General features: G+C 60.5%; 25 protein-coding genes and 3 pseudogenes. 18 read left to right on the plus strand and 10 right to left on the minus strand.

The genetic code is table 11. The features are described 5' to 3' along the window. Positions 1–85: 85 nt before the first annotated feature. On the minus strand, positions 86–790 hold the full coding sequence (locus KDD17_RS10190; protein ID WP_212703564.1) for an anti-sigma factor: 705 nt from the start codon (positions 788–790) through the stop codon (positions 86–88). Then, the gene (locus KDD17_RS10195) at positions 787–1,329 is read right to left on the minus strand and encodes a sigma-70 family RNA polymerase sigma factor (protein WP_212703565.1); all 543 of its coding nucleotides are present in this window, start codon (positions 1,327–1,329) and stop codon (positions 787–789) included. Before KDD17_RS10195 ends, KDD17_RS10190 begins: the two co-directional genes overlap by 4 nt. A 153-nt stretch (positions 1,330–1,482) precedes the next feature. Here KDD17_RS10195 and KDD17_RS10200 point away from each other — a divergent pair, with 153 nt between their 5' ends. From KDD17_RS10200 to KDD17_RS10215, 4 genes are read left to right on the plus strand one after another with little or no spacing between them, the layout of a single operon-like run. After that, positions 1,483–2,088, plus strand: a complete 606-nt coding sequence (locus tag KDD17_RS10200) for a 2-hydroxychromene-2-carboxylate isomerase (RefSeq protein ID WP_212703566.1) — start codon at positions 1,483–1,485, stop codon at positions 2,086–2,088. Positions 2,089–2,135: 47 nt separating this feature from the next. Further along, a complete protein-coding gene (locus KDD17_RS10205; protein ID WP_212703567.1) occupies positions 2,136–3,329 on the plus strand; it encodes an NAD(P)/FAD-dependent oxidoreductase in 1,194 nt (397 codons plus the stop codon). Positions 3,330–3,385: 56 nt separating this feature from the next. Then, the gene (locus KDD17_RS10210) at positions 3,386–3,829 is read left to right on the plus strand and encodes a GNAT family N-acetyltransferase (protein ID WP_212703568.1); all 444 of its coding nucleotides are present in this window, start codon (positions 3,386–3,388) and stop codon (positions 3,827–3,829) included. 32 nt (positions 3,830–3,861) lie between these two features. Further along, positions 3,862–4,698, plus strand: coding sequence for an NAD-dependent epimerase/dehydratase family protein (locus KDD17_RS10215; protein WP_212706208.1), 837 nt, complete (start codon positions 3,862–3,864; stop codon positions 4,696–4,698). Here KDD17_RS10215 and KDD17_RS10220 read toward each other — a convergent pair. The 5 genes from KDD17_RS10220 to KDD17_RS10240 form a co-directional block, all read right to left on the minus strand. Beyond that, a complete protein-coding gene (locus tag KDD17_RS10220; RefSeq protein WP_212703569.1) occupies positions 4,695–5,165 on the minus strand; it encodes a MarR family winged helix-turn-helix transcriptional regulator in 471 nt (156 codons plus the stop codon). The two genes, KDD17_RS10215 and KDD17_RS10220, sit on opposite strands and share 4 nt — an antisense overlap. 134 nt (positions 5,166–5,299) lie before the next feature. Beyond that, positions 5,300–6,091, minus strand: a complete 792-nt coding sequence (locus KDD17_RS10225; protein ID WP_431358119.1) for a methyltransferase family protein — start codon at positions 6,089–6,091, stop codon at positions 5,300–5,302. Beyond that, the gene (locus KDD17_RS10230; RefSeq protein WP_212703570.1) at positions 6,084–7,394 is read right to left on the minus strand and encodes an ABC1 kinase family protein; all 1,311 of its coding nucleotides are present in this window, start codon (positions 7,392–7,394) and stop codon (positions 6,084–6,086) included. The genes KDD17_RS10225 and KDD17_RS10230 overlap by 8 nt, the downstream gene beginning before the upstream one ends. Then, on the minus strand, positions 7,391–7,609 hold the full coding sequence (locus KDD17_RS10235) for a DUF2805 domain-containing protein (protein WP_212703571.1): 219 nt from the start codon (positions 7,607–7,609) through the stop codon (positions 7,391–7,393). Before KDD17_RS10235 ends, KDD17_RS10230 begins: the two co-directional genes overlap by 4 nt. Further along, complete coding sequence (locus KDD17_RS10240) at positions 7,606–8,130, minus strand: CIA30 family protein (RefSeq protein WP_254796773.1); 525 nt, start codon at positions 8,128–8,130, stop codon at positions 7,606–7,608. Before KDD17_RS10240 ends, KDD17_RS10235 begins: the two co-directional genes overlap by 4 nt. 136 nt (positions 8,131–8,266) lie before the next feature. On the opposite strand from KDD17_RS10240, the gene KDD17_RS10245 reads away from it, so the two are divergent. The 7 genes and pseudogenes from KDD17_RS10245 (at position 8,267) to KDD17_RS10270 (ending at position 15,749) form a co-directional block, all read left to right on the plus strand. Further along, positions 8,267–8,923, plus strand: coding sequence for an ABC transporter ATP-binding protein (locus tag KDD17_RS10245; RefSeq protein WP_212703572.1), 657 nt, complete (start codon positions 8,267–8,269; stop codon positions 8,921–8,923). Positions 8,924–9,234: 311 nt separating this feature from the next. Further along, positions 9,235–9,909, plus strand: a pseudogene (locus tag KDD17_RS19260) (FtsX-like permease family protein); the annotation flags it as partial. A 1,056-nt stretch (positions 9,910–10,965) separates the two neighbouring features. Further along, on the plus strand, positions 10,966–11,319 hold the full coding sequence (locus KDD17_RS19265; RefSeq protein WP_431358153.1) for an FtsX-like permease family protein: 354 nt from the start codon (positions 10,966–10,968) through the stop codon (positions 11,317–11,319). Further along, complete coding sequence (locus tag KDD17_RS10255; RefSeq protein WP_212703574.1) at positions 11,309–12,367, plus strand: lipocalin-like domain-containing protein; 1,059 nt, start codon at positions 11,309–11,311, stop codon at positions 12,365–12,367. Before KDD17_RS19265 ends, KDD17_RS10255 begins: the two co-directional genes overlap by 11 nt. A 411-nt stretch (positions 12,368–12,778) precedes the next feature. Further along, positions 12,779–13,249: a hypothetical protein gene (locus tag KDD17_RS10260; RefSeq protein ID WP_212703575.1), complete on the plus strand. Its 471-nt coding sequence runs from the start codon at positions 12,779–12,781 to the stop codon at positions 13,247–13,249. Between the two features lie 13 nt (positions 13,250–13,262). After that, positions 13,263–14,624, plus strand: a complete 1,362-nt coding sequence (locus KDD17_RS10265; RefSeq protein ID WP_212703576.1) for a DUF4123 domain-containing protein — start codon at positions 13,263–13,265, stop codon at positions 14,622–14,624. Continuing rightward, positions 14,625–15,749: a hypothetical protein gene (locus tag KDD17_RS10270; RefSeq protein ID WP_212703577.1), complete on the plus strand. Its 1,125-nt coding sequence runs from the start codon at positions 14,625–14,627 to the stop codon at positions 15,747–15,749. A 142-nt stretch (positions 15,750–15,891) separates the two neighbouring features. On the opposite strand, the pseudogene KDD17_RS10275 reads toward KDD17_RS10270, so the two are convergent. Then, positions 15,892–17,049 (minus strand): annotated as a pseudogene (locus tag KDD17_RS10275) (IS3 family transposase). A gap of 163 nt (positions 17,050–17,212) precedes the next feature. Continuing rightward, positions 17,213–18,276, minus strand: a pseudogene (locus tag KDD17_RS10280) (IS3 family transposase); the annotation flags it as partial. On the opposite strand from KDD17_RS10280, the gene KDD17_RS10285 reads away from it, so the two are divergent. The 7 genes from KDD17_RS10285 (at position 18,240) to KDD17_RS10315 (ending at position 22,953) form a co-directional block, all read left to right on the plus strand. After that, the gene (locus KDD17_RS10285) at positions 18,240–18,506 is read left to right on the plus strand and encodes a hypothetical protein (protein WP_212706287.1); all 267 of its coding nucleotides are present in this window, start codon (positions 18,240–18,242) and stop codon (positions 18,504–18,506) included. The pseudogene KDD17_RS10280 and the gene KDD17_RS10285 overlap by 37 nt on opposite strands. 495 nt (positions 18,507–19,001) lie before the next feature. Then, the gene (locus KDD17_RS10290; protein WP_212703578.1) at positions 19,002–20,324 is read left to right on the plus strand and encodes an AAA family ATPase; all 1,323 of its coding nucleotides are present in this window, start codon (positions 19,002–19,004) and stop codon (positions 20,322–20,324) included. 43 nt (positions 20,325–20,367) lie between these two features. Beyond that, positions 20,368–21,009, plus strand: a complete 642-nt coding sequence (locus KDD17_RS10295) for a hypothetical protein (protein ID WP_212703579.1) — start codon at positions 20,368–20,370, stop codon at positions 21,007–21,009. Between the two features lie 340 nt (positions 21,010–21,349). After that, entirely contained in the window at positions 21,350–21,538 is a 189-nt protein-coding gene (locus tag KDD17_RS10300) for a hypothetical protein (RefSeq protein ID WP_212703580.1), read from the plus strand. Continuing rightward, positions 21,535–21,729 (plus strand): hypothetical protein, encoded by a 195-nt coding sequence (locus tag KDD17_RS10305; protein ID WP_212703581.1) that lies wholly within the window; start codon positions 21,535–21,537, stop codon positions 21,727–21,729. Before KDD17_RS10300 ends, KDD17_RS10305 begins: the two co-directional genes overlap by 4 nt. Positions 21,730–21,772: 43 nt before the next feature. Next, complete coding sequence (locus KDD17_RS10310) at positions 21,773–22,465, plus strand: hypothetical protein (protein ID WP_212703582.1); 693 nt, start codon at positions 21,773–21,775, stop codon at positions 22,463–22,465. 62 nt (positions 22,466–22,527) lie between these two features. Beyond that, positions 22,528–22,953, plus strand: coding sequence for a hypothetical protein (locus tag KDD17_RS10315; RefSeq protein WP_212703583.1), 426 nt, complete (start codon positions 22,528–22,530; stop codon positions 22,951–22,953). Positions 22,954–23,131: 178 nt separating this feature from the next. Here the strand turns inward: KDD17_RS10315 and KDD17_RS10320 are convergent, their stop codons facing one another. After that, complete coding sequence (locus KDD17_RS10320; RefSeq protein ID WP_254796959.1) at positions 23,132–23,602, minus strand: NYN domain-containing protein; 471 nt, start codon at positions 23,600–23,602, stop codon at positions 23,132–23,134. Positions 23,603–23,854: the final 252 nt, after the last annotated feature.

Below are 23,854 nucleotides of genomic sequence, written 5' to 3' on the forward strand. Positions count from 1 at the left end.
ATACCCCGCGCGCAGAGTTTCGCTGCACGCGCAAAAATATCGCCTGCCGTACAGGAGGTGCGGTTCGGGATCTGCGCCGGAAGCGTTAGAGTTCTGTCACAGGGGCAGCGGCAAGCACGGCGCCAGTGGGGGCGCCGGTTGGCGATCCGCCCGCGGGCTCATCAGAGATGGCCAGCGTGATTTCACCCGCCCGTGCCAGCAGATTTTCGGGCAGCGGCACGCGGAACCGCTCCTCCCGCGACATCACGCCCAGCGAAATAGGCGGCTGATCGGGGACGATCGCCCACAGCTCGAACGCGCGGCCGACGGCTTCCTGCCCCGCAACGCGGCTCAGCGCGACATCGCCGCGATCGGGATCGAGGACGGCAAGAACCTGTAGCGGCACCGCCTCGCCGGTCAATTGCGTGGCGAAGACCGTGTCGGACCCTTCCGGCCCCGCGGGGGCCAATTGCTGAACGCCCAGATAGGCGGCAGCGACAAAGGCCGCGGCGGCCAGCGATTTCCAAACCCAGACCCGCTGGCCCAGCGGCACGCGGGTCTGCTGAAAAAGACGTTTGGTCAGGCGTTTCTTGGCCCGGCGCGGCGGGGCCTTTTCCTTGAATTCAGCGGCCAATGGGATCAGCCGTTCGTGCCAGTCGGCCACCAGATCGGCAAAGGCCGGATCACGGGTCAGCCTGTAGGCGGCGTCACGCTCTTCCTCGCCCTCCAGCAGGCGCAGCGCAAGTTCGGCCGCAAGAAGGTCGTCGCCGTCCTCGGGCAGCTCCGGCGTGATGTCGGGCGTCTCTGTCATTGGCTCATGCACTCCCGCAGGGCCATCAGGCCGCGACGCAGCCATGTCCGCATGGTATTGAGCGGGACCGAGAACCGCTCGGCGAGGTCGGCGTAGGTCGCCCCTTCGATATAGGCGCCGCGCACGGCGGCGCCGCGATCTTCGGCCAGTTGATCGAGACAGCCGACCAGCCGCTGCGCCTCTGAGGCGGCAACGGCGGATTGTTCGGGCGTGGGCCCACTTGCGGCCAGCTCAAGGCCCGGCGTGTCGATATCCTGATGTCCGCCCCGCGTAGCGCGCAACCGGTCGATGGCGGTATTCCGGGCGATGGTGATCAGCCACGTCATCGGGCTGAGCCCGTTGGCCTGATAGCGCCCGGCGTTCTGCCAGATTTTCACGAAACTGTCCTGCATGGCATCCTCTGCGGCGGCGCGGTTGTTCAACACACGCAGGCATGTGCCAAAGAGTTTCGCCGAGGTCGCATCATAGAGCGCATCGAACGCTGCACGGTCGTTCAACGCGGTCCGCCCGATCAATTCTTCGATCTGCTGTCTGTCCATGATCGCTCCCGTTCAGGATGTGAGCGCCCCACGCGCCACATTGCCCCCGGGGAAGAATGACGCGCGCGAGGGCGATGTCAATTCAACCTTTGGCTAGACGCTGGCCGCCAGAGGGAGAATGATCCCTCTGGCACAGCGTTAAAGGAGCCTCGGATGGTCAGACCGCAAATTGAATATTTCTACTCCGCCCATTCCGCCTACGCCTATCTGGGGGCGCGGCGGCTGTCACAGATCGCGGATGAGGCGGGATGGGAGATCGTGCATCGCCCGTTTGACTTTCTCCCCGTGGTTGCGGCGGCAGGTGGGCCACCCCTTGCCAAACGCACGCAGGGACATATCGATTATTTCTTCGGTCGCGAACTGGTGCGATGGGCCCATTGGCGCGATCAGCCGATCCTGCGGCACCGTCCCACGCATCACGACAACGCGCTGGCACCCGCCAGCGGCATGATCCTCGCCAGCCCCGATCCCACGCCATTGAGCGCGGCAATTCTGCGCGCGCATTGGGTGGATGATGCGGATATCGCAGACCGTGCGACGCTGATCGCCATCGCCGATGAGGCGGGACAGGATGGTGGGGCTTTGTTTGCCACCGGACAATCCGCCCCCGTGCAGGCGCAATTCGCCGCCAATACGGCCGAGGCCTGCGCACGCTGCGTGCCCGGCTCGCCCACCTATTTCGTGCGCGGCGACATGTTCTACGGGCAGGACCGGCTGGAAATGATCAAATTCGCGCTTGGGACGCCGTTTCCGGACTAGTCTGTGCCCCAGCCGCGGGTCTAGGGTGCCGCAAAACGGAGGGGCCTGTGACGGATCTGAAGAAATCCTACGACGTGGTGATCGTCGGCGGCGCAATCTATGGCTCATCCGTTGCGTGGTGGCTGACGCAGATGGCGGGATTTGACGGCTCGGTGTTGGTGATCGAGCGGGATCCGACCTACGCAAACGCCTCGACCTCGCACACCAACAGCTGCATCCGGCAGCAGTTCTCGAATGAAACGAACATCCGCGTCAGTCAGTTCGGCGCGCAGTTCATCAAGAATTTCCGCGACTTCATGGGGGGCGATCCGGAAGTGCCGCAGCTCGCATTGCAAAGCTATGGCTACATGTACCTCGCCGACACGCCCGAATTCGCGACGACGCTGAAACAGGCGCAGGCCATTCAGGAATCGCTGGGCGCGGGCACAAAGCACCTGAGCCGTGACGAGATCGCCGCCGCCTACCCGTTCTACCAGCTCGACGATATCGTGGGCGCCAATCACAACCTGATCGACGAGGGATATTTCGACGGCGGCACCATGTTTGACTGGTTCAAGCGTGGCGCGCGGGCGAATGGCGTCACCTATCATCACGGTGAGGTCGTGGCCCTGAACCGGGGCGGGGACGGCATCGCGTCGGTCACGCTTGCCTGCGGCACGCAGGTGGGCTGCGGCACCTTGGTGAATGCTGCGGGCCCGCGCGCCGCGACGCTCGCCCGTATGGCGGGGATCGAGATCCCCGTGGTGCCGCGCAAGCGCTATACGTTCATCTTTGACGCGGCGCAGCCGCTGGACCGTGATCTGCCGCTGACGATTGATCCGTCGGGCGTGCACATGCGCACCGACGGGCGCTATTACCTCGCCGGATGCCCGCCCGACGAAGACCCAGATGTGGCCCCCGATGATTTCGGCTTTGACCATTCGCTGTGGGAGAACAAGGTCTGGCCCGTGCTCGCCACCCGAATCCCGCAATTCGAGGCCGTGAAGGTCATCAACGAATGGGTCGGGCATTACGCCTACAACACCTTTGACCAGAACGCCCTGCTGGGCCGCGCCGAGGGGTGCGAGAATTTTGTCTTCGTCAACGGATTTTCGGGCCACGGGCTACAGCAATCGCCCGCCATCGGGCGCGGTATCGCCGAATTGATCGCCTACGGATCCTACCGCAGCATCGATCTGGCGCCTTTCGACGTGAACCGCGTGCGCCACGGCAAACATTTTATCGAACGCGCGGTGATCTGACGCGCGGTTGACATCGCGCCCGCCACGCGTTGCTACTGGCATTCCAGGAGACCGCAATGCCCCTCACCATTCGCCCCGTGCACCCCGACGATCACGCCGATTGGGCGCGCCTTTACGCCGGCTACGCCGCATTCTACGGGGTCGAGCAAACCGAGGCGATGCGCGCAACCGTCTGGGACTGGCTGCACGACCCTGCCGCCGAGGTCTGCGGATACGTCGCCGAGCGCGACGGCGCGCTGATCGGGCTGACCCACTTCCGCCCCTTCCGCTCGCCCTTGCGTGCTGTGACCAACTGTTTTCTGGATGATCTGTTTGTCGATCCGGCCGCGCGCGGATCCGGGGCGGCCCGCGCGCTGATCGAGGCGGTCGAGGGGCGCGCCCGCGACAACGGCTGGAAGACCGTGCGCTGGATCACCGCCGATGATAACTACCGCGCACGTGGCCTTTATGACCAGATGGCCACGCGCACCCATTGGATCACCTACGACATCCCGCTTTGACCGACTGACCCGAAAGGCCCCCCATGAAAAAACTGTCCAAGATCGTGCTGACCGGTGCCGCCGGGCGCCTCGGATCCTACCTGCGCGAACCGCTGAGCCAACTGTGCGACACGCTGGTGTCGACCGATATCGCCGAACAACCCGGCACGCTCTACCCCGGTGAGAGCTACATGCAGGCCGACCTTGCGGATTTCGACGCCATGGGGGCCGTGATCGAGGGCGCCGAGATGGTGATCCACATGGGCGCCTTTGTGGACGAAGGCCCGTTTGAGCAGCTCCTGGGTCCGAACTTCGTCGGCTCTTACAACGTGTGGGAAAACGCGCACCGGCACGGGGTGCGGCGGGTGGTCTATGCCTCTTCGATCCACGCAGTCGGCATGTATCCCAAGAACGAATTCATCGGCACCGACGTGCCGCATCGTCCCGATACCTTCTACGGGCTCGCCAAGTGTTTCACCGAGGATCTGGGCCGGATGTATTGGGAAAAGCGCGGGCTGGAGAGCGTGCACATGCGCATCCTCAGCTGCGCGCAGGTCAATAACGCGCGCGCGCTGGGATCCTGGCTCAGCTACGATGATCTGATCCAGCTGGTGACGCGCTGCATCGACACGCCGGTCACGGGCTTTGCCATCATCTACGGCGTCAGCGACAACGACCGCGCGCCGGTCGATAACGCCAACGCGCATTTCCTGGGCTACCGCCCCAAGGACAACGCCGAAGTCTTTGCCGAAGAGGTGCTCGCCAATGAGCCGCGCATGGACCCGCACGACCCCAATCACATGTGCCACGGCGGCCCGTTCGCAGGTGTCGATCTGGGCAATTCGGGGCTGGCGGGCATGAACGTTATCGACGACACCAAGAAAACCTAGAGGGGCTCGCGATCCTCGGAGGCGGTGTCGATGCGCCCCAGCACATCGAGAAACAGCTCAAGATCCGCTTCCGAGATCCCCTCGACCAGCCGCCGCTGACGGTGCTGCACGACTGGCAAGGTGGCTGCGACCATCGCCTTTCCGGCCGCGTCGATCCGCAGGATCTGCTGGCGACTGTCGATCTTGTCGACGCGCGAGGTGATGAGACCCCGCTCGACCAATCCGCGGATCTTGCGGCTTAGCTGCCCCTTGTCCATCTGCAACAGGCGCGCCAGTTGCGACATCGTCGTGTCGCCCATCGCGTCCAGCAATCGCAGCACGCGCCAATCCACCAGGCTGATGTCGGACTGCGTCTTGAGATAATGCGTGATCTGGGCGTTCAGCTTGTTCTGCGTCCGCGCGATACGGAACGTCAGAAACGACGTCAAATGCTCTGAAACAGCCGGTTTTTCGATCGGTTTATTCATGGATTCACTTAGGACCCGTTCGGTTGACCTGTCAAGCACCCGCCCCCCTCGACTGACGTTTGGGACGCATAGGATAACCGCGATTCTAACACCGCATAACGGTCTTGCGAAAGGGTTATTCAACTTTGGCGGGTTTATTTGCCGGGCAGGATGTAGGGCGTTCGCGCCCGGTAGTCCGCAAATTCACGACCGTAGCGCTTGGCAAACCGGCGTTCCTTGAGGCGCGGCGCGATCAGGCAGTAAGCGGTCAGCACCACCGCCAAAAGCAGCTGATCCGGCGTCCAGATCGGCACCGTCCACAGCGTGAGCGCAAAAGAGACGTAGATCGGCTGGCGGATCACCCGGAACAGCCCCGCCGTGGGCATGCCCGGGTAAACGGGGCGCTTGCCCTGCGCCAGCGACATCCAGCCCAGCGCGCCCGATTGTACCTCTGCGCCCGCATCCACACTCGCCCAGCTCAGCAGCAGCCAACTGGCACCGTAGGCCGCGCAGACGATCCAGAATACGGCCCCCTCCGCCTGCCACCAGATGATGCCGCTAGGGGTCCACAGCAGGAACAGCAGCGCCAGTTGCACCGAGGCGATGATCGCAAAGACGGTCGTGCCCAGCGTCTTTGCGTGCGCCTCCGGCGCAAACCAGGCGAGATACCGTCGCCCCCGTCCGTTCAGCAGGAATGAATGCGCCAGCGGGAATTGCAGCACCAGCGCCAGATTGGCGAGCCATGCCCAGGGCTGGGGCACCCGGCCAAAACTCTCGCTCAGCCCAAAGAACATCATCACGATCATCGCGCCCACCGCGAGCGCAAACAGCGTGTGGCACAGCACCCCATAGGCGGCCGCCAGCCAAAAGCGTCGCCCGGTCCAGCGCGTGCGAAACACACCGATGAGGAGCGTGACCAGCGGGGTCAGGGGACCGAGCCTAATCAAGGTAGCGCGCCATCATCTGCGCCACCGGCAAGCGCACGCCAAGGCGCGCGCCCAGCAGGAACATCCCCGCCAGTTTTCGCTGCAGGAACAGAACTTCGGTGGGTACGACTGGGGGGATGAAACCGCCCCGCGCCAGTGCCTCGCCCTCGGCCTGCATCTGTCGGGAAAGGGTAGGATCGGCAAAATCAAAGGACTCCGCGCGCAGCGCGTCAAAGATCATTGCCATCATCCGCCGAATCCGTGTCAGGTGATGGGGCTCGGTTTTTTTATCAAAAAATCCGATAGATACGGCAATTTCCTCAACCACATCTAGATCCCCCGCAAGGCCACATCTCAACATCTTCCTGTAGGCCGTTGAAATCCTGTCAGAAACCCTACGCGTTGCGCCAAAATCCAACAGGACCACCTCTGCCGTACCTACCCTGTAGCGGTAGTTGGCAAAGTTAGGATCGGTCTGCATCAATTTGAATTCAAACAATTCTCTCAATGTCAGATCCAGCAGGCGTGCAACCAGCTGCGTCCGTACCTCTTCGCTTTCCGACACGGCTTCCTCGATGGGGCGGCTGGGCACAAAATCCATGGCGAGCACGGTGTCGGTGCTCCAATCGGGGTGGGCGCGCGGCAGCGTGATCCCATCGGCATCCGCCAGCAGCGTGCCAAAACGCGTCAGATGCGCCGCCTCGCGGAGATAGTCGGTTTCCTCGTGCAGCTGTGCCGCCGCCTCGTCGAGATAGGGCGCCAGCGAAAACCCCTTTGGCAACAGGCCCGACATGCGGATCAGCGCACCGACATTGGCCACATCACTGTCGATGGATTTGGCGACGCCGGGATATTGCACCTTGATCGCCAGATCGCGCCCGTCCGTCAGCCGCGCGCGATGCACCTGCCCGATTGAGGCTGCCGCGATGGGCCGCACGTCGAAGCGCGCGAATGACCGCCGCCATCCCTCGGGCCACGCCTGCGACAACACCTTTGAGAGCTGCGCGGGAGGCATGAAATGCGCGTCATCGCGCAGGCGCGCCATGATCTGCGCAAGCTCCGGCGGCAGCACATCACCGGTGTCCATCGATACCATCTGCCCGATCTTCATCGCAGCGCCGCGCATCTTGGCCAATTGGTCAGCGATGCGGGTTACATTCGACGGGGTCATCAGCAGACCGCGCCACGAAGGCCGCTCCCCACGGCCCAGCGCGGCTGCCCCGCCCAGCGCCATGTTCCCGGCCACGCCGGCCGTCATGCCACTCAGCCGTCCGAGCCGCGCAAGACGGCTGGAGGGCACAGGCAGACCGCGCGAACGGCTCATTTGTAGTGCTCCCGCCGGTCGGAGAACCGCCGCACCCGCGCGCGCCAGCGCCGGTAACTGGCGGGTTTGAGCGTGGCACGCATCAGCGCCTTCACATCCTTCTCCGCAAGCCCGTATTCGGCCGCGATCGTGTCAAACGGCACGTGGTCGCTCAGTGCCATGGCAACGATGGCATCGACGTCAGCGGGGGCAAGGCTTTCGGCGGGGGAGCTCATTCATGAAACCCGATCTTTGACACGGCAATGTCGGCGGTCATCTCGGCGCCGTAGGCCAAAACGCCGATGCGGCGCAGCGCGCCTGCGTCAAAGGGTGCGTCGGTCTTGTTCGCCTCGAAGGCGGTGAACGGCAGACGGATCTCGGTCCATTCCGCAGGTGCCTCGAACGTCGCGCGATAGCTTTGCCAAGGGCGGGTCAGATCGGTGGTGCGCAGGCGCAGATCGTAGGTCGCGCCGTTGCCGTAGACCGTCAGGACCACGCCCGAATGCGCCGACGGATCGGCGCCCTGCGGCACGTCGAACGCCATCTGCACAAAGCCGCCGTTGTTGTCCAACGAGACTTCGCCGGTCAGCCGCGCCGCCTCGCGACCGGCGACCTCCTCATGGCTCAACCTCCCGGTTGAGACACCGCCCATCACCGTATCGGCGACATATTCCCATTCGGGGTTCAGGTCTTGCATCGTTTCGGCCTCTCCGGCAGAGGGCAAAAGCAAAGCAAGACAAAACAGGGGTCCGCGCATTGTTCTGTCCTCATTGATAAGTAGTTCGCAATTAGCGGCAGCGTGGCCAAAATCCAGCGGGGCGCGACCATCCGTCCCGGCCCCTCTGGCCATTGAGGCACAATGGCTTAGCTGTGGGGCATGCGAGGGGTGCGGCATGCTATTGACGGTCAACAATCTTGAGAAATCCTTTGCCGGGGCGGATGGCCCCGTTGACGTGCTGCGGGGCGTTTCGCTGACGCTCGACGCGGGCGAGACGCTGGCATTGACCGGGGAAAGCGGATCGGGCAAGAGCACGCTGATGCACCTGATCGGCGGGCTGGACGAAGCGGACGCAGGCCAGATCACCCTCGACGGGCGCGAGGTGGTCGCGATGGACGATGCCGCCCGCGCGGCGCTGCGGCGCGACACGGTCGGCATCGTCTTTCAGCAGTTCAATCTGATCCCCTCTCTCGACGTGCGGGCCAATATCGCGTTTCAGGCGCGGCTTGCGGGGCGCTACGACGCGGAGGCGGCGCAAACGCTGGCGGAGCGGCTGGGCCTTGGTGCGCAGCTGGGCAAATACCCCGAGCAATTGTCCGGCGGCCAGCAGCAGCGCGTGGCCATTGCCCGCGCTCTTGCCGCGCGTCCACGCCTGATCCTCGCGGATGAGCCGACCGGCAACCTGGATGAGGCGACGGCGGCCGACGTCATGGAACAGATGCTGGCGCTGGTGGCCGAGACCGGGGCCGCACTGATGATGGTCACCCATTCGCCGGCCCTCGCAGGTCGGCTGGGCCGGCGGCTGCACCTGAGCCGCGGGCGGCTGGCATGAACCGCACCGCACTTTCCGCGTTGTGGTCACACTGGCGGCGGGCACCGGTGCAGCTGTTTACGCTGCTGGCGGGTTTGGCGCTGGCCACGGCCCTGTGGTCGGGGGTGCAGGCCGTCAACGCCGAGGCGCGGGCAAGCTATGACGCCGCCGCGGCAACCCTTGGCGAAGGGCAATTCGACCAGTTGCTGCCGGGCGAAGGCGACACCATCGCGCAGCAAACCTATATCGATCTGCGGCGGGCTGGCTGGCTGGTGGGTCCGGTGGTTGACGCCCGGATCGGCCCGCCCGGCGCGCGCATCCGCCTGATCGGGATGGATCCGCTGACCGCGCCGGGCGGTCTGGCCCCCGTGGGCGGCGACGGTGCGGTGGATTTGCAGAGCTTCCTGCGGGAGCGTCCGGTTTTTGCAAATGCCGCTACCGCCGAGCGGTTGGCCGGGCTCATCGACGCCCCCATCGAAATTGTGGCCGACATCGCCCCGGATACCGCCATCACCGACATTCCCGTGGCCCAGCGCCTGCTCGACCTCGATGGTCGCCTCAGCCGCTTGATCGTGGCCCAGACCCAGCCCATCGGGCGTCCGCCGCTGGCAGAGATCGCCCCGGGGCTCGTCCGACAGCCCGCGCAGGGCGGCAGCGATGTGGCGCGGCTGACGGACAGCTTCCACCTCAACCTCACCGCCTTCGGGTTGCTGAGCTTTGCCGTGGGCATTTTCATCGTGCACGGCGCCATCGGTCTCGCCTTCGAGCAGCGGCGCGGCATGGTGCGCACCCTGCGCGCGCTGGGTCTGCCGCTGGGTCGGTTGATCGCCCTCATGGCGGCAGAGCTGTTGGTGCTGGCGCTCGTGGGCGGCGGCGTGGGCGTCTTGCTGGGCTATACCGTGGCGGCAGCGCTGCTGCCGGATGTGGCTGCGACCCTCGAAGGGCTGTACGGTGCGCAGGTCTCGGGCACGTTGCAGCTGCGCCCGGCGTGGTGGCTGTCCGGTCTGGCAATTGCGGTGGCGGGCACGGGCGTGGCGGCGGCGGGCGCGCTGTGGGGGATTGCGCGGTTGCCGCTTTTGACCAGCGCGCGTCCCCGCGCGTGGTCGCTGGCGCGCGGCGGGATGCGGCGGTTGCAGGTCGGTGCAGCGCTGGTGCTGGCGCTCGTGGCGCTTGCGCTCTGGAGCTTTTCGGAGGGGCTGGTGATGGGCTTTGGGCTGCTGGGCTGCCTGCTGATCGGCGCCGCGCTTGCCCTGCCCGCCCTGCTCGACGCCATTCTCGCCCTTGCGGCGCGGGGCGAGAGTGGCCCGGTACGCGCATGGTTCTGGGCCGACACACGCCAGCAGGTTCCGGGGCTGAGCCTGGCGCTGATGGCGTTGCTGCTGGCCATGGCGGCGAACGTCGGCGTCTCGACCATGGTGTCGAGTTTCCGGCTGACCTTTGTCGGCTTTCTGGATCAACGGCTCGCCTCCGAGCTCTATGTCTCGGCGCAGAGCGTTGAAGAGGCCGCACGGCTTGAGCCTTTCGCCACCGCGCGGGCGCGCGAGGTGCTGCCGCTGCTGTCGGTCGAGACCCCGCTTGCCGGGCTGCCCGCCGAGCTCTACGGCGCCCGGATCGGCGCCACCTACCGCGACAGCTGGCAACTGCTCGATGGGCGCGCGGATGTCTGGGACAGGGTCGCGGCCGGTGAGGCGCTGCTGATCAACGAACAACTCGCCCGCCGCGCGGATCTGTGGGTCGGCGATACGCTGGCGATCGGGGGCGGCACGGCGCTGCCCATCGGGGGTGTCTTTGGCGACTACGGCAATCCCATCGGGGAGGCGATCGTGGGCGAGGATCTCTTTCGCAGCCTGCACCCGCAGGTCCGCGCCACCCGCTTTGGCCTGCGCACGCAAGACCCCGCGGCGCTGCGCGCGGCACTTGTCGATGATTTTGGCCTGCCCGGGAGCGCAATCACCGATCAAGCACAGATCAAGGCGTTCTCGCTCCAGGTGTTCGAGCGCACCTTCACCGTCACCACCGCGCTGAATGTGCTGACACTGGCCGTCGCGGGTTTCGCGATATTCATGAGCCTTCTGACCCTCGCCGCCATGCGCCTGCCGCAGCTTGCCCCCGCCTGGGCGCTGGGCATTACGCGCCGCAAGCTGGGTCTGCTCGAAATGCTGCGCGCGGTGCTGCTGAGCGTGCTGACGGCGGTGCTGGCACTCCCCCTCGGGCTGGCGTTGGCCTGGATTTTGCTGGCGGTCGTCAATGTCGAGGCTTTCGGCTGGCGCTTGCCGATGTATCTGTTTCCGCTCGACTATCTGCGGCTGGCGGGCTTTGCGCTGGGGGCCGCCGTGCTGGCCGCCGCCCTGCCCGCGCGGCGCCTGATGCGGATCCCCCCCACCGCTTTGCTGAAGGTCTTTGCCAATGAACGTTGATCTGCTCCGCGCTGTCCCGCACGCGCTTGTCGCCGTGCTGATGCTTGTACAGGGCGCGCTGGCCCAAGGCTTTGCCGGGATGGGCAGTGAGGCGGAAGGGTTCAGCGTGCCGCAACCCGCGCCGCAGTTCCGCTTTCCCGCCGATCACGGCGCGCACCCGGATTACCGCATTGAATGGTGGTACCTGACAGCCAATATGACCGGCCCGGACGGTACGGCGTACGGATTGCAATGGACGCTTTTCCGCTCCGCCCTCGCCCCCGAGGAGCGGCCGGGATGGGAGAGCCCGCAGGTCTGGTTTGCCCATGCCGCCGTAACAACCCCGCAGGCGCATCACGTGGCCGAACGCTTTGCCCGGGGCGGGATCGGACAGGCGGGTGTGCGCGCGGCCCCTTTCGCCGCCTGGATCGATGAATGGCAGCTTGCCGGCCCGGATTTCGACCGGCTGACCCTAACCGCCGCCGGGGCTGATTTCGCCTATAACGTCGATCTGCGCGCCACCGGGCCGTTGGTTTTTCACGGCGATGAAGGCTATTCAGTGAAATCCGCGCAGGGACAGGCGAGCTATTACTATTCGCAGCCTTCTTTTGCACTATCCGGCACGCTGTCGCTGCCGCAGGGTGAGGTTGCCGTGACCGGCACGGCCTGGCTCGACCGCGAATGGTCCAGCCAGCCGCTTGCAGCCGATCAGACCGGATGGGACTGGTTTTCGCTGTCATTCGACGATGGAGACAAGCTGATGGGCTTCCGATTGCGCGAAAGCGACGGGGAGACCTTCAGCTCCGGCACGTGGATCGACCGTGAAGGCGGCGCGACCCCCCTTCCGCCCAATGTATTCAAGGCCGTGCCTGGCACCCTGCACAGTGTCAACGGACGCGAGATCCCCACCCTATGGCAGATCACCCTGCCCCCCCACGGCGTCGACATCACGGTCGAGGCAATCAACCCTGACGCCTACATGGATGTCTCGGTACCTTACTGGGAAGGCCCTGTCCGCGTCACCGGCAGCCACGAAGGCATCGGCTACCTCGAGATGACGGGCTATTGAAGCACCGCAAAAGCACATCTGGGAATGCTCCCACCAAAAAATGCGGTTGAAGGATCAGATGTGGAAGGTTGATGGCGGAGACGAAGACCGCTGACCTGCTCCCCTGAAAAATCCGGTGTTGTGAGCCAAGCATGTGCTACGGACACCGGAACTGGCCGTGATCCTCGCAAATCAGACCACCGCCAAAATAAATGCCGTATCAGCGAAGTCAGCATCACGGCGCAATCAAGCCCTCGCTTCAGAGACGCTCGACTAAGCTTCGCGCTCTGGTTCAAAGGAGGTTGGAGATCCTGCACAAAAAATCTTGCAACTACACCCAAAACTGATCCTACTGTGAGAGGAAGACAGATTTTGCGGAATTAGCGGGCCTATTACACCTCAGTCAGCAATGTAAAAAAATATGACTTACCAATGACCAGCGGTTCAGAAATTCGAGATGATTTTCCAAACGGCACTTCTTCGCATGAAGACGCGGAAGCAGCCCTCGCGATCAAAGCATTGGCAGCCCGTATGTCCAAAATTTCCGCATTGGATATCAACACTCCCGTCGTCGCATTTATGGAGCATGCCGAAGAACTTGCGGGCTATCATTATGACGAGCTTCCGCTAAGGCTTCATCACCGGTATTACTTACAGAGTGATTTGATTGATTGTGCGATTTATCCTGATTTCTGCGCTTACGCAAAAGACATCGTAGCTCTTTCCTCGTTGGCGCTTCGTCCGCACCCGATCAAATTTCACGAGCACAAAACGCCAGACAACCTCTGGATTGATGAGGCGCGGAAATTCCTTGAAAGGATGGCGGGCGAGCGGAATCCGAAAGTCTTGTTTCGCCAGCCGGAGTACGTGGCGCACCATAAAATTTTCTCTCTGAATGCGTGAAAACGGGAGAGACATGCATGCTGATGTATCGGAGAACGCGGGGTTCGGGTATCCGCTGCCCACAGCCAAAGAGCTAACTGAACTGGAAGGCATTAGACCACTTGATGGTGACGCACTTCATGGACCAATTCCGGAGGAGTTGAAGAACGCCCTGTTTGGGCAACTCACTCAAAACCAAGGGCCCAAGCTCCGCACTTATGCAGTTTTGGATGCAACCGTCATTTTTGGATTGGCAGAAATTCTTCACTCATCGGGTCTATCCCATCAGTTTCTCTACTCCGGCGCTGCTGGAGAAGAGCTGAGCGACGTTGGCCCATGGCTTGTTGAGTTGTCGGAAGACAATTCGTTCGCAAGAAATTTGCTCACAGTTGGGGACGGTCCGTCTCATTACTGGAATAAGCGACCCGGGATATTTTTCCGCTCGTATCTGCCAATAGAGCCCATAGCCAAGCACCTGCGCCATTTTACCCGGGTACGAATTGACGAAGAACGCTGGGCATTATTCCGGTTCTGGGAGCCGAAAATTGCCGCCGTGTATTTTGGGTCTTTGCCTGGACGCCACGAACTTTTTGCCCGCTGGTGCTATGATTCCAATCAGCGGGTCATTGAGCGGTGGGTGATGGTCTATTGCGATCCCGTATGGATGTTGACGGCGCCTTCGACGACCGGGCAGCATGGCAAGGTGATCAAGATTGTCGAGGAGGAAGATCGAAGGAGGTTTTCAGACGTCGCATGGCTTCAGGGCGTGAATGAGATTGCGAAATCCGTCAGTCAGCCGCAGTGGTCGAACGCATCCCAAATCGACGTTGAACGAACCACTGCGATAGTGGCGAATTGGGCGGCGGGCTATGGCATCTCAGGAAAAAGAGACCTCGGCCGCTTGGTGAATGTGGCTCTTCGGATCGGCTGCAGGTTTGATATGGACCCGCGCTTCTCAGTATGGATCGCCGCACTCGGAAATATGAACGTGCCTGCGAACATCAGAACTCTGGCGCTGCAGGAGAAGGCAGCGGAGTATTTACATGACACATCGCCCTTTGCCGAACGTCTCAAGATGGTAGAACGAGTCATTGCACACCACATTGAAAGGGATTCAGATAAATTTGCGCCGCTCGATGCCTGCCGCTTGGTCGATCATAAATTATCACACGATGCACACTTTGAATTTTGTAACTTTGTGTCAGGCCGGATGGAAATGGACCCGAAACTGCCACCTTGGCCCGAGGGGGTCATCTGCGCGCTAGCCTGCCTTCTGGGCGCATGCTTTCTAACTGATCCATCGCGTCGTGTGTGGGTCACCTCGTTAAGGGATGCGACTGACCTGACGGATTTGCGAATGAGATTGAAGCGCTTTCGACAGAAGGAACCGATATAGATGCAAGACTTTAGCGACGATGGGTTAGCCGAGGCTGAGGCTGCCTTGACGCAGCTTGACAACAGCCCAATCGGCAGAGATTGCCCGACTTGTCCTGACCGGAATGTGGCCGTCTACTTCGACCCGAACGGAAGCTCGATCGATGCTGAAGTTGAAGACTATCGCGATGCGATTATTCTGCCGTCGTCCAACATTCCGGGTAGCGATAAGGTAGATACAGGCGGGATTGTCGATGCCTTTCAGAGGAAGTACGGGGACCAACTGCTCGCCCAGCTCTTTGCGGTTTTGACACCGGAAGGCTTTGGCGGCGGGCTTGGTTACCGGATTCTGAGTCGCAGCCACATCATCCATAGATATGACGTGGATTTTGAAAACAAGATCATCGCGCTGGATGACGATCAGTTTTGGTCGAACTTTACGAATGACGAAGCCGCAGATGCCCTGCATGAGGCGCTCGAGGATATTGCAGCACACATTGCGTATCAGAATGAAACCTTTTGGCAGGCCTTTGGGCGTATTGCCTTGGGAACCGGTCTGGTAATTCTTGGTGCGGGCGAAACAGCAATTGGCGTTGTCGGGATTGTAACGCCTGAACCCGCTACAACCGGGGCAGGAATTGTGCTCGCAGGTGTCGGGATTGCGACGCTTGGTGAAGGGGCCACAATGGTTCTCGGACTTAACAGCGGTGCTGGCTATAATTTTCTGGCGGAGGGATTTGCCGCTATCGGCACGCTTGTAGGAGGGAACACCGGAGAGGATCTGGCGAGGAATGCGTTTATCGTTGCGAACATTGTCGTCTCGCTCGGCGGAACTGTTCGCGTCTTACGCGTTCCCAACCAACAGTTTATCATGCAGGGCCATCTTCATGGTCAAAGTGCAAGGCTTGCCAATGCTGTAGGGGATGGATTTACAGTAGGTCGACTGCAACTAATGTATCGCCTCAGAAGCGGTCGTGTGTATGTGAATGTAACCAATAATTCGAATCAGTGGTTTATCCGCCTCCAGAATGTCGATGGTGTACGAGTGCTGAATGGGCGTATCATCAACGGCCAGAACTGGCACCGTGTCGACAACGCCTCGGAAGCTCTCAAAGTGTTGGTAAAACTTGCGATGGCGAACTTCTGACGAGGTATTTCGGCTAAAGAGTCCGTCGAAATGCCATTCTCGTGGGAATGAAGGTAACTGGGTTTCTGTATTTCTACGGAGAACCCTCTACGTTTTGACACTCTATCCTATAATGGGCGGAACCTGCTCCCCATTGAGTCCGCTAATTTAGGTTAGCTCTGTGCAGGTTTTGGTCTTCACATGACCGCTTAGCATATTCTGCTGGCGTCAGGTCAGCGAGGCTTGTGTGTGGGCGGTGATGATTAAAATCGATACGCCATGCCTCGATCAGATGACGCGCATGTCTGAGGCTGTCGAACAGGTTTTCGTTCAGGCACTCATCCCTCAAGCGTCCGTTGAAAGACTCCACAAAGCCGTTTTGCATTGGCTTGCCAGGGGCGATGTAGTGCCAATCAACCTTGCGATCCTCTTGCCATTTCAGGATGGCGTTTGATGTCAGTTCGGTGCCGTTGTCCGAGACCACCATGCAGGGATAGCCACGCATCTCGGCAATCCGGTCCAGCTCCCGCGCGACACGGTCGCCTGAGAGTGATGTGTCGACCACAGCAGCCAGACATTCGCGGCTGAAGTCATCAATCACGTTCAGGATGCGGAAGCGCCGACCACAGGACAGGCTGTCAGACACGAAGTCCAGGCTCCACCGCTGGTTCGGCCCCTGAGGGATCGCCATGGGCGTTCTGGTGCCCACTGCGCGCTTGCGACCGCCCCGTTTACGGACTGTTAGCCCTTCTTCGCGGTAAATCCGGTACAGCTTCTTCCAGTTCACCCATTGCCCGGCAGGCGATTTGCAAGGCAAATCTGCCGAGAGGGGGCCAGCCTTCCCGCTTGAGCAGGATGTGCAAGCGGCGATATTCAAAACGTCGCCGCTCGGACGACAGTTCCTTCAGCCGCCCACGCAACTCAATGTCCGCGGGTCGCTTTGACACACGCCGATAGACACGCGGATCGATCCCGGCCAAGGCACAGGCCCGCTTCTGATTGTATCGCCTTTCTGTCATGGCCCAGGTCACAGCTTTCCTGCGTGAACCGGGCTTCAAAAGTTTTTTCCCAACATTTCCTTGAGCGTCGACACGTCCATCATCTGTTCAGCCAGCAGCTTCTTCAACTTGGCATTCTCTGCCTCAAGCGCCTTCAGCTTCTTCGCGTCAGACACTTCCATCCCGCCATACTTGGATCGCCATTTGTAAAACGTCGCATCGCTCACACCATGCTTGCGGCACAGATCAGCAGCGGTCGCACCAGCCTGATGCTCCTTCAGTATCCCGATTATCTGTTCTTCACTGAAACGGCTTCTCTTCATCGTCTGTCTCCTTCTTGGAGTACAGGCTAACCAAAAACGCCGGACATTTCAGGGGAGCAGGTCACTCCCCGCACGACGCGCTTGCCCAAACTGACGACGAAGAATATGAAAACCGGACCCGCAAACTCTCGTTATGAACGAGGGAGCCTCGGCGGGCAGGTCACGGTCTCCACGTGTTGTAGAACTTCAGATATCGGCGCAGGCTTTCGCGAGCCTTCGACACGCTGTCATAGGCGCGCAGATAGACCTCCTCATATTTGATCGTTCGCCACAGACGTTCGACGAAGACGTTGTCCCGCCATGCGCCCTTGCCATCCATGCTGATCTGGATGTCCGCCTCTTTCAGCGTCTTGATAAAGTCGATGGATGTGAACTGGCTGCCCTGATCCGTGTTCATGATCTCGGGCTTGCCATGGTGGCGCATCGCCTCTTTCAGAGCTTCTATGCACGGGCCGGTTTCCAGCGTTGTCGATAGTCGCCAGGCCAGGACTTTTCGGCTGAACCAGTCCAGCACGGCAACCAGATAGACGAATCCGCGCGCCATTGGGATGTAGGTGATATCCATGGCCCAAACCTGGTTCGGGCGGGTCACAGCCAGCTTTCTCAGCAGATAGGGATATACCTTGTGACCCGGTGCCGGTTTCGACGTGTTTGGCCTGCGATAGAGCGCCTGAATGCCCATGCGCTTCATGCAGGTGGCCACATGCAATCGTCCGGCGGTGAAGCCTTCCTGGCGCAAGAAACCCTTCATCATGCGGCTGCCCGCGAACGGATACTCCATGTGCAACTCGTCGATCCGACGCATCAGCTTCAGATCGCCCGCGCCGACCGGGCGCGGCTCATAGTATAAGCTCCCCCGGCTGATCCCGAGCAGATCGGCCTGGCGGGCCAGGCTCAGCTTGTGGTCGCGATCCGTCATTTCTTTGCGCTCGGCAACAGACCGGCCTTGTCGAGCGCTCCTTCCAAAAAATCATTCTCCAGCGTCAACTGGCCAATCTTCGCGTGCAACGATTTCACATCGATCTCAGGTTCTTTTGACGCCTTCGGCTTGTCATCAAAGACATCTGTCACGCCGTCGAGAAGCTGATCCTTCCACTGCTTGATCTGGTTGGGATGCACATCGAACTGCGCTGCCAATTCGCTCATCGTCTTATCGCCCTTCAACGCCGCTAACGCGACTTTCGCCTTGAATGCAGGGCTGTGGTTCCGTCTTGGTCGTCTTGCCATCTTCGCTCTTTCATCCCGGCACGCTGCCGGATCAGGAGCGGAAAATCCACCTAGCTCAACTGTTCAGATTTCTCGGGCCACCTCTGCAACTCTGCGGCCACGCGGATGATGCTGCGCACTGGGGCTATGGCAAAGGCGCATCCATGGCACGGCTGAAACAAGAAATTGAGAAGGTGGAATATAAGGGATTGGATTTGTCACATTTGAAAAATGGAGCGTGGTCAAAATGACCGCAATAGTATATACTCATAAGCGCCGTTGGGGCTGGATGGTTTCGCGTACCAGCGCAACGTATGAGCATGTAAGTCTGACGTATTTTGGTCGTGCAAAATGGGATGGTGTTCCTTTACAAGACCCAAACCCTGCTCAGAAATGATCACAGTAAAGTATGGAAAGGGGTACACTCCCCGCCTCTTCATTGATCGTATAGTCGTAAAGCTGGACTTTCTGCCCGGTGAGGCCGCTCATCATACACACAATGCCCTGTTCCCGCTGTTCGACGACCCAGAGTGCTTCTCCGGGACAAAGCCCAATCCGATACCCACAGTACCGCCCACGCAGCGCCGCAGGTATCCGACGACGAACTTGTTGGCCGCATTCGGGAATGCACAGCGAACCGACGCAACTACGAAGGCCAAGTGTCGGATTGGTCCGACGCGTATTTCGCGTTGATCTGCGCGGCCTGTCTGTTTTCCAGCGACGAAGGGCAAGTGCGGCGGGTGGTCATGGCAAGCCCCCTTGTCCAGCACGCCCCGCCCAAGGGCCGTGAGACGCGGGCACAGAAGGCCGAACGCCTTTGGGCACGGGAATACCGGAAAGCCGCCCAAAGGGACGCTGCGGAGCGACAGGAACGGGCGCTGGGGGTCGATCATGGCCGACAGGTTGCGCAGACCCTCTTGACCGGCTGGATCCCCCAGGACGGCGCGGCGCAGCGCCCCCGGTTCCGGGCGCAGCATGTGTCAGATATTGAAGCCCGCGAACCCGACTTCATAGTTGGCGACTTGATCGAAGCCCGAAGCTGCGTCGTCGTTTTCGGTTCGCCGGGGTCCGGCAAGTCTTTTGTCACACTGGACGTCGCAGCCTGTGTCGCCACAGGGCGCGATTTTCACAGCAAGGAAGTGCAGCAAGGTTGCGCAGTCTACGTCGCAGGCGAAGGCGGCGCGGGTATCAAGCGGCGATTGCAGACGTGGAGCAAACACACGGGCGAAGAACTGGACAAGAGCAAGCCGCTATTCGTCATTCAATCGCCAATCGAAATGCTCAACGCAGTGGACGTTAGCGCGGCTTGCGACGCCATTGCCGAAGCAACCGGCGAATTCGATATCAAGCTTATCGTGCTGGATACACTCGCAAGAAACTTCGGAGACGGCGACGAAAACAGCACGGGCGATATGAACCGCTTTGTGTCGGCTGTAGGGCGTATGATCGAACGCTTTAGCTGCACGGTCGTCGTGGTCCACCACAGCGGGCATGGCGACAATTCACGCGGTCGCGGGTCCAGCGCATTGCGGGCCGCAGCCGACGCCGAATTCCGCGTTGAAAAGGAACACAGCACAGTGACCCTTTCCCACACGAAGGCCAAAGACGCACCCGAAAGCGCCCCTGTACGATTCAGCTTGGAAAGCGTCGAACTTGGCACCCGCGCCAACGGCGAACCGTTCACGTCGGCGGTATTGATCGAACGCGAAGCCCAGACAGTGAAGGCCACGAAGCTTACGCCGTCGCAGCAACGCGCAATGAAGGCGTACGAAGACGCGGCTAAGGAACATGGGCTGTTTGCCGACGACGGGTCGGTTATTGGCGTACACCGCAACGAATGGCGCAAGGCGTTCTATCGCATCGCGACACAGGACAATGACGATAGCAAGAGCAAGGCTTTCCGACGCGCCTGCACTGACCTTGTTGAGATTGGCGAACTGGACGTAGCCGACGACGTATTCCGGTACGTAGGCACCTTCGCTTGGGTGAAAAATCAGGCGGTTACGGCAAGCCGGACAACCGGACAGGACACGGACATTGCCGGACATGTCCAACTTGCGAGACCGTGAGTTACCCGGACGGACAGGACATCCCCCTTTAGGGGGTGTCCAAATGTCCGGCACGGTCGAGGGTTTGTCTGACCAAGAGAAAAGAGACGACGTAGAAAGGATCGAAGGCATGTACGTACATGACGAACTAACACACAGTCGGCTTACCGAATTGTTCGATTTGGCCGAAGACGCAATTCTAGCGAAAGGTTATTGCGAACGCGAAGACGTAGAGATTTACATATTCAAGGCGTATATCGACAAGGTTTTATCGTACCTCGCCAATTGTCTGCAATATCTTGACGCTGAAGAACGCTGCGCAGGCGAAAGCTTCGTGACGGAAATGTGTGAACAACTCAATCGTCGGCGCTATCTCAAGCACAGACGACGCATGGCAGAACAACTTATGGCGCGACCTCGTTTCTACTTCCCGAATTTCGGGGAACTGTTGACCCGTGAATACCTGACCACGCTACGGGTCGTAGACGATCCGGCGAAACTACGTTTCAGTGTTACGGTCTTGTTCGCCGTCGCACACCTGCCGGGCGCACGAAGCGATATGCGCCGTGTTCTTCGCCGCAAGGGTATTGACGGGGCAGAGGACTATTTCCCTACGCTGGTATCCGACGAAGTGATGAACCGCCGCACGCGGGCTGCGAAGGGATTGCCACCTGTGGGCACTACACGAAAGCGCATCGCTTCGTAGCTTCGCCATAGTTAGGCGGAGTATTTATCCGCCGCGTGATCTTGAAGTTACACACAAAATTCAGCCTTCGTGCAATCTACCCACTTTCTACCCCTAATTATCGCTGCGCTTCGGGTTGCTATTGAGCCAGCGAAGCTATTGAGCGTAGCCAACCTTCGCATTCAAAATCAATAACTTGTCCATATTCGTCTAGTTTCAATTCGACGCCTGAATTCGTTTGACCGCTCGAAATAGACCCGTCTTAGGTGCCTGTAACGGAAATCAGAGCGCACCTTTCACACATGTCTTGGCCTTCCACACAAAGCGAAACGACGGATACCCCCGCCCTGTCCAAGTGCGGGTGAAGCTGAATACCGTCGCAGACGTGCAGCGCGAATTGTCCAAGCTTTACAGACTGGCACGGGCGAAGAAACTGGACGTGTCCGAAGCGTCGAAGCTTTCAAACATTCTGGTGATGATTGCCCGGATCATGGAAACGGGTGACTTGGAAGCACGGATTGAAGCCCTTGAGAAAGGCGAAGTTCAATGACGCGTTTTCTCAAGAGCCGGTTTGCGAAACTTGAAACACGCAATCGCCCGCCCAAACCGATGCACAATTCGGTCGTGTACTTCGATCCGAAAACAGACCGCATTCTGACGCCGCTACCGCACGCAAAGAACATCATGCTCGTGCCGCATTGGCCGCCCGAAGACGCATGGGCCGAAGCCGCAATCGCCTAACAAACGAAACTGATTAACTCCGCCGCATAGAAGGAACAAACCAATGCCGCTCTATCTCGTGAATACACCCACCGCAGAGAAATTCTTGACCCTTGCCAATACGGGCGCGGGACGTCGCGCCATGCTTGGCGACGCAGACGCCGAAAAGTTCAAGGGCATGGGCCAGACAATCACCGACGCGCAAGAGGTACTGCGCAAGGGCGTCGAACGTGCCGTGGCACTTGTGCAGGATCGTACCCGTACGGACGTCGCCAAGCACGCCGCCGCAAAGCAGATTGCCGAAAGCACGGCGAAGCAACTGGCCTTCACCCGCAACCAACTCGCAGCGAAGGCCGAAGACCTGATGCAAGACGGGCAGGCCGTTGCCGACGCGTTTTTTGAAATGCGGGGCGAACGCAGCGCAATCGACGCGCAGATTATGAATTGGGTGAAGGAACAAGCGGCCACAGACGGCGGCGTTGCGCAAATCCGCAAGACCGCGATGGACGAACCGCAGCTTGCCGCCGTGTTGTACAACGCGCCCAACTTCCTGTTGGGGATCAATGAAAAGTCGCACAGCAAGTTGCGGCTGGACGTCGTAGAGAAACACGCACCGTCCGCGTACAAGGCAATGGACCAAGGCGTTGAACTGCAAGGGCTTCTGCCGCGCTACGACAAGGCAATCGCCGGTATCCATTCCAGCTTCTACAACCCGACGATTGCGGACCAAGCCGCGTCGCACGTCGAAGTCGCGTAGCCATGACCCCGGCCCAATCGGACATTAAGGCCATATCGGATTGGCTAACGCAGTCGTCGCGTATGCGCCGTACACCGCTTGGCAAGGACCAAATCCTTGTCGGGCCGTACGCGACGTTGCTTCTCGTCGAACCGTCGTCAACCGATTGGCCGGACCTTTCGGAGTTGGCCGAAAACGGGCTTGCCCTATTGGTGCCCACAGGCCAGATGCCCGCCGCCACGCCGAAGGCCCGGCTGGAAATGGAACCGCACGGCCACCCGGCGCTTGTCAGGCGGCTGGGGCACCTATTCTGGTACAAGCTGGGAGTTGAGTTGCCCGACGTGCTGACACTGGCCCTGTCGTCGCCCTCACAGTCGATTGCGGACGCGCTGGCCGGGGGAGGGTTGGGCGATATCGACCTAGACGCCGTGGCGTGCCTGTGCGTCCCACTGTGGGCAATCCCTGTCGCAGATCGTCAGGCCGTCGCAGCCCTCTGCCAGCATCCCTAGCGGGTTTCCAGACAGCATCGGCGCGGAATAGCTTGCGGCCTATTCCCCGGTGCTTAGGCGCGACATGGACCGCGCCGGGGCCGCGTCTCAATGAGGCGCGGCCTTCCTATTTCTTGGCGGGTCGATAGTCGTGTGGATCACGGTACGCATCGTAGAAGGTTTGATCCATTTTGAACCATTAGGTGCGATCAATGCCACGCCGGGACGTTGCCCCTCCACCCGAAGGAAACGCACAGCATATTTCACTGGCGCGGTCTTGTTCCTTGGCAATCTCTCGTACTTCTTCGACGACTTCGCACAAGTCTTGATCTTGGCTGTAAATCACTGCGACGTCGTAGTTTCTGAGGCGTGCCAGCTTCACAACGTCCAGAGCCAATCGAACGTCTACCCCCTTTTCTTGCACCGAAGTGACCGTTTCAAAAGTTCCGTCGGGCAACTCAACGTGGTCGTCGTGGTATCGTAGTTTCCGCGTGGTGACATTCACACCCGCACGTTTGAGCGCCATAACGCGGTTGTTCCAGTAGCCGGTCCACATTTCACTGCGCGACATTTCCAGCACACCAGTATAGAAGTGCGTCAGGTTTGGCGTCCAACCGTGCGCCGCGCAAACCGCAGCGTGAAGCTTCTTAGGATCAAAGTTGGGATGTATGTGGCCGAACGCGTCTTTCGCGTGCCGGTAGAGGTTTTGAGCGTCAAAGAAACCCGTCGCTTATTTTGTGACAGGTTTTTCCGCCATGCAGTACCTCAGAAACGAAAACCCCGCCGGGGACCAGTTACGGCCAGGTCCGACGGGGGCTATTCGTCCCAAGTATGTGCAATCGGATTAACAAAACGTCAAGCGGTAGAGTTTTGCGGACGCACCGTACGTTGTGTGCAGATAACGTCTTCGTGAGCGCCCAAC

Source organism: Sulfitobacter albidus (genome assembly GCF_018200035.1).
Taxonomy (GTDB): domain Bacteria; phylum Pseudomonadota; class Alphaproteobacteria; order Rhodobacterales; family Rhodobacteraceae; genus Sulfitobacter; species Sulfitobacter albidus.

Excerpts from the sequence above, each read along its gene's own strand:
- KDD17_RS10190 (WP_212703564.1), bottom strand. The coding sequence starts at position 790 with ATGACAGAGACGCCCGACATCACGCCGGAGCTGCCCGAGGACGGCGAC.
- KDD17_RS10195 (WP_212703565.1), bottom strand. The coding sequence starts at position 1,329 with ATGGACAGACAGCAGATCGAAGAATTGATCGGGCGGACCGCGTTGAAC.
- KDD17_RS10200 (WP_212703566.1), top strand. The coding sequence starts at position 1,483 with ATGGTCAGACCGCAAATTGAATATTTCTACTCCGCCCATTCCGCCTAC.
- KDD17_RS10210 (WP_212703568.1), top strand. The coding sequence starts at position 3,386 with ATGCCCCTCACCATTCGCCCCGTGCACCCCGACGATCACGCCGATTGG.
- KDD17_RS10220 (WP_212703569.1), bottom strand. The coding sequence starts at position 5,165 with ATGAATAAACCGATCGAAAAACCGGCTGTTTCAGAGCATTTGACGTCG.
- KDD17_RS10230 (WP_212703570.1), bottom strand. The coding sequence starts at position 7,394 with ATGAGCCGTTCGCGCGGTCTGCCTGTGCCCTCCAGCCGTCTTGCGCGG.
- KDD17_RS10235 (WP_212703571.1), bottom strand. The coding sequence starts at position 7,609 with ATGAGCTCCCCCGCCGAAAGCCTTGCCCCCGCTGACGTCGATGCCATC.
- KDD17_RS10240 (WP_254796773.1), bottom strand. The coding sequence starts at position 8,130 with ATGCGCGGACCCCTGTTTTGTCTTGCTTTGCTTTTGCCCTCTGCCGGA.
- KDD17_RS10245 (WP_212703572.1), top strand. The coding sequence starts at position 8,267 with ATGCTATTGACGGTCAACAATCTTGAGAAATCCTTTGCCGGGGCGGAT.
- KDD17_RS19265 (WP_431358153.1), top strand. The coding sequence starts at position 10,966 with ATGAGCCTTCTGACCCTCGCCGCCATGCGCCTGCCGCAGCTTGCCCCC.
- KDD17_RS10255 (WP_212703574.1), top strand. The coding sequence starts at position 11,309 with ATGAACGTTGATCTGCTCCGCGCTGTCCCGCACGCGCTTGTCGCCGTG.
- KDD17_RS10260 (WP_212703575.1), top strand. The coding sequence starts at position 12,779 with ATGACCAGCGGTTCAGAAATTCGAGATGATTTTCCAAACGGCACTTCT.
- KDD17_RS10265 (WP_212703576.1), top strand. The coding sequence starts at position 13,263 with ATGCATGCTGATGTATCGGAGAACGCGGGGTTCGGGTATCCGCTGCCC.
- KDD17_RS10270 (WP_212703577.1), top strand. The coding sequence starts at position 14,625 with ATGCAAGACTTTAGCGACGATGGGTTAGCCGAGGCTGAGGCTGCCTTG.
- KDD17_RS10285 (WP_212706287.1), top strand. The coding sequence starts at position 18,240 with ATGCAGGGCTGTGGTTCCGTCTTGGTCGTCTTGCCATCTTCGCTCTTT.
- KDD17_RS10290 (WP_212703578.1), top strand. The coding sequence starts at position 19,002 with ATGGCAAGCCCCCTTGTCCAGCACGCCCCGCCCAAGGGCCGTGAGACG.
- KDD17_RS10295 (WP_212703579.1), top strand. The coding sequence starts at position 20,368 with ATGTCCGGCACGGTCGAGGGTTTGTCTGACCAAGAGAAAAGAGACGAC.
- KDD17_RS10305 (WP_212703581.1), top strand. The coding sequence starts at position 21,535 with ATGACGCGTTTTCTCAAGAGCCGGTTTGCGAAACTTGAAACACGCAAT.
- KDD17_RS10310 (WP_212703582.1), top strand. The coding sequence starts at position 21,773 with ATGCCGCTCTATCTCGTGAATACACCCACCGCAGAGAAATTCTTGACC.
- KDD17_RS10315 (WP_212703583.1), top strand. The coding sequence starts at position 22,528 with ATGCGCCGTACACCGCTTGGCAAGGACCAAATCCTTGTCGGGCCGTAC.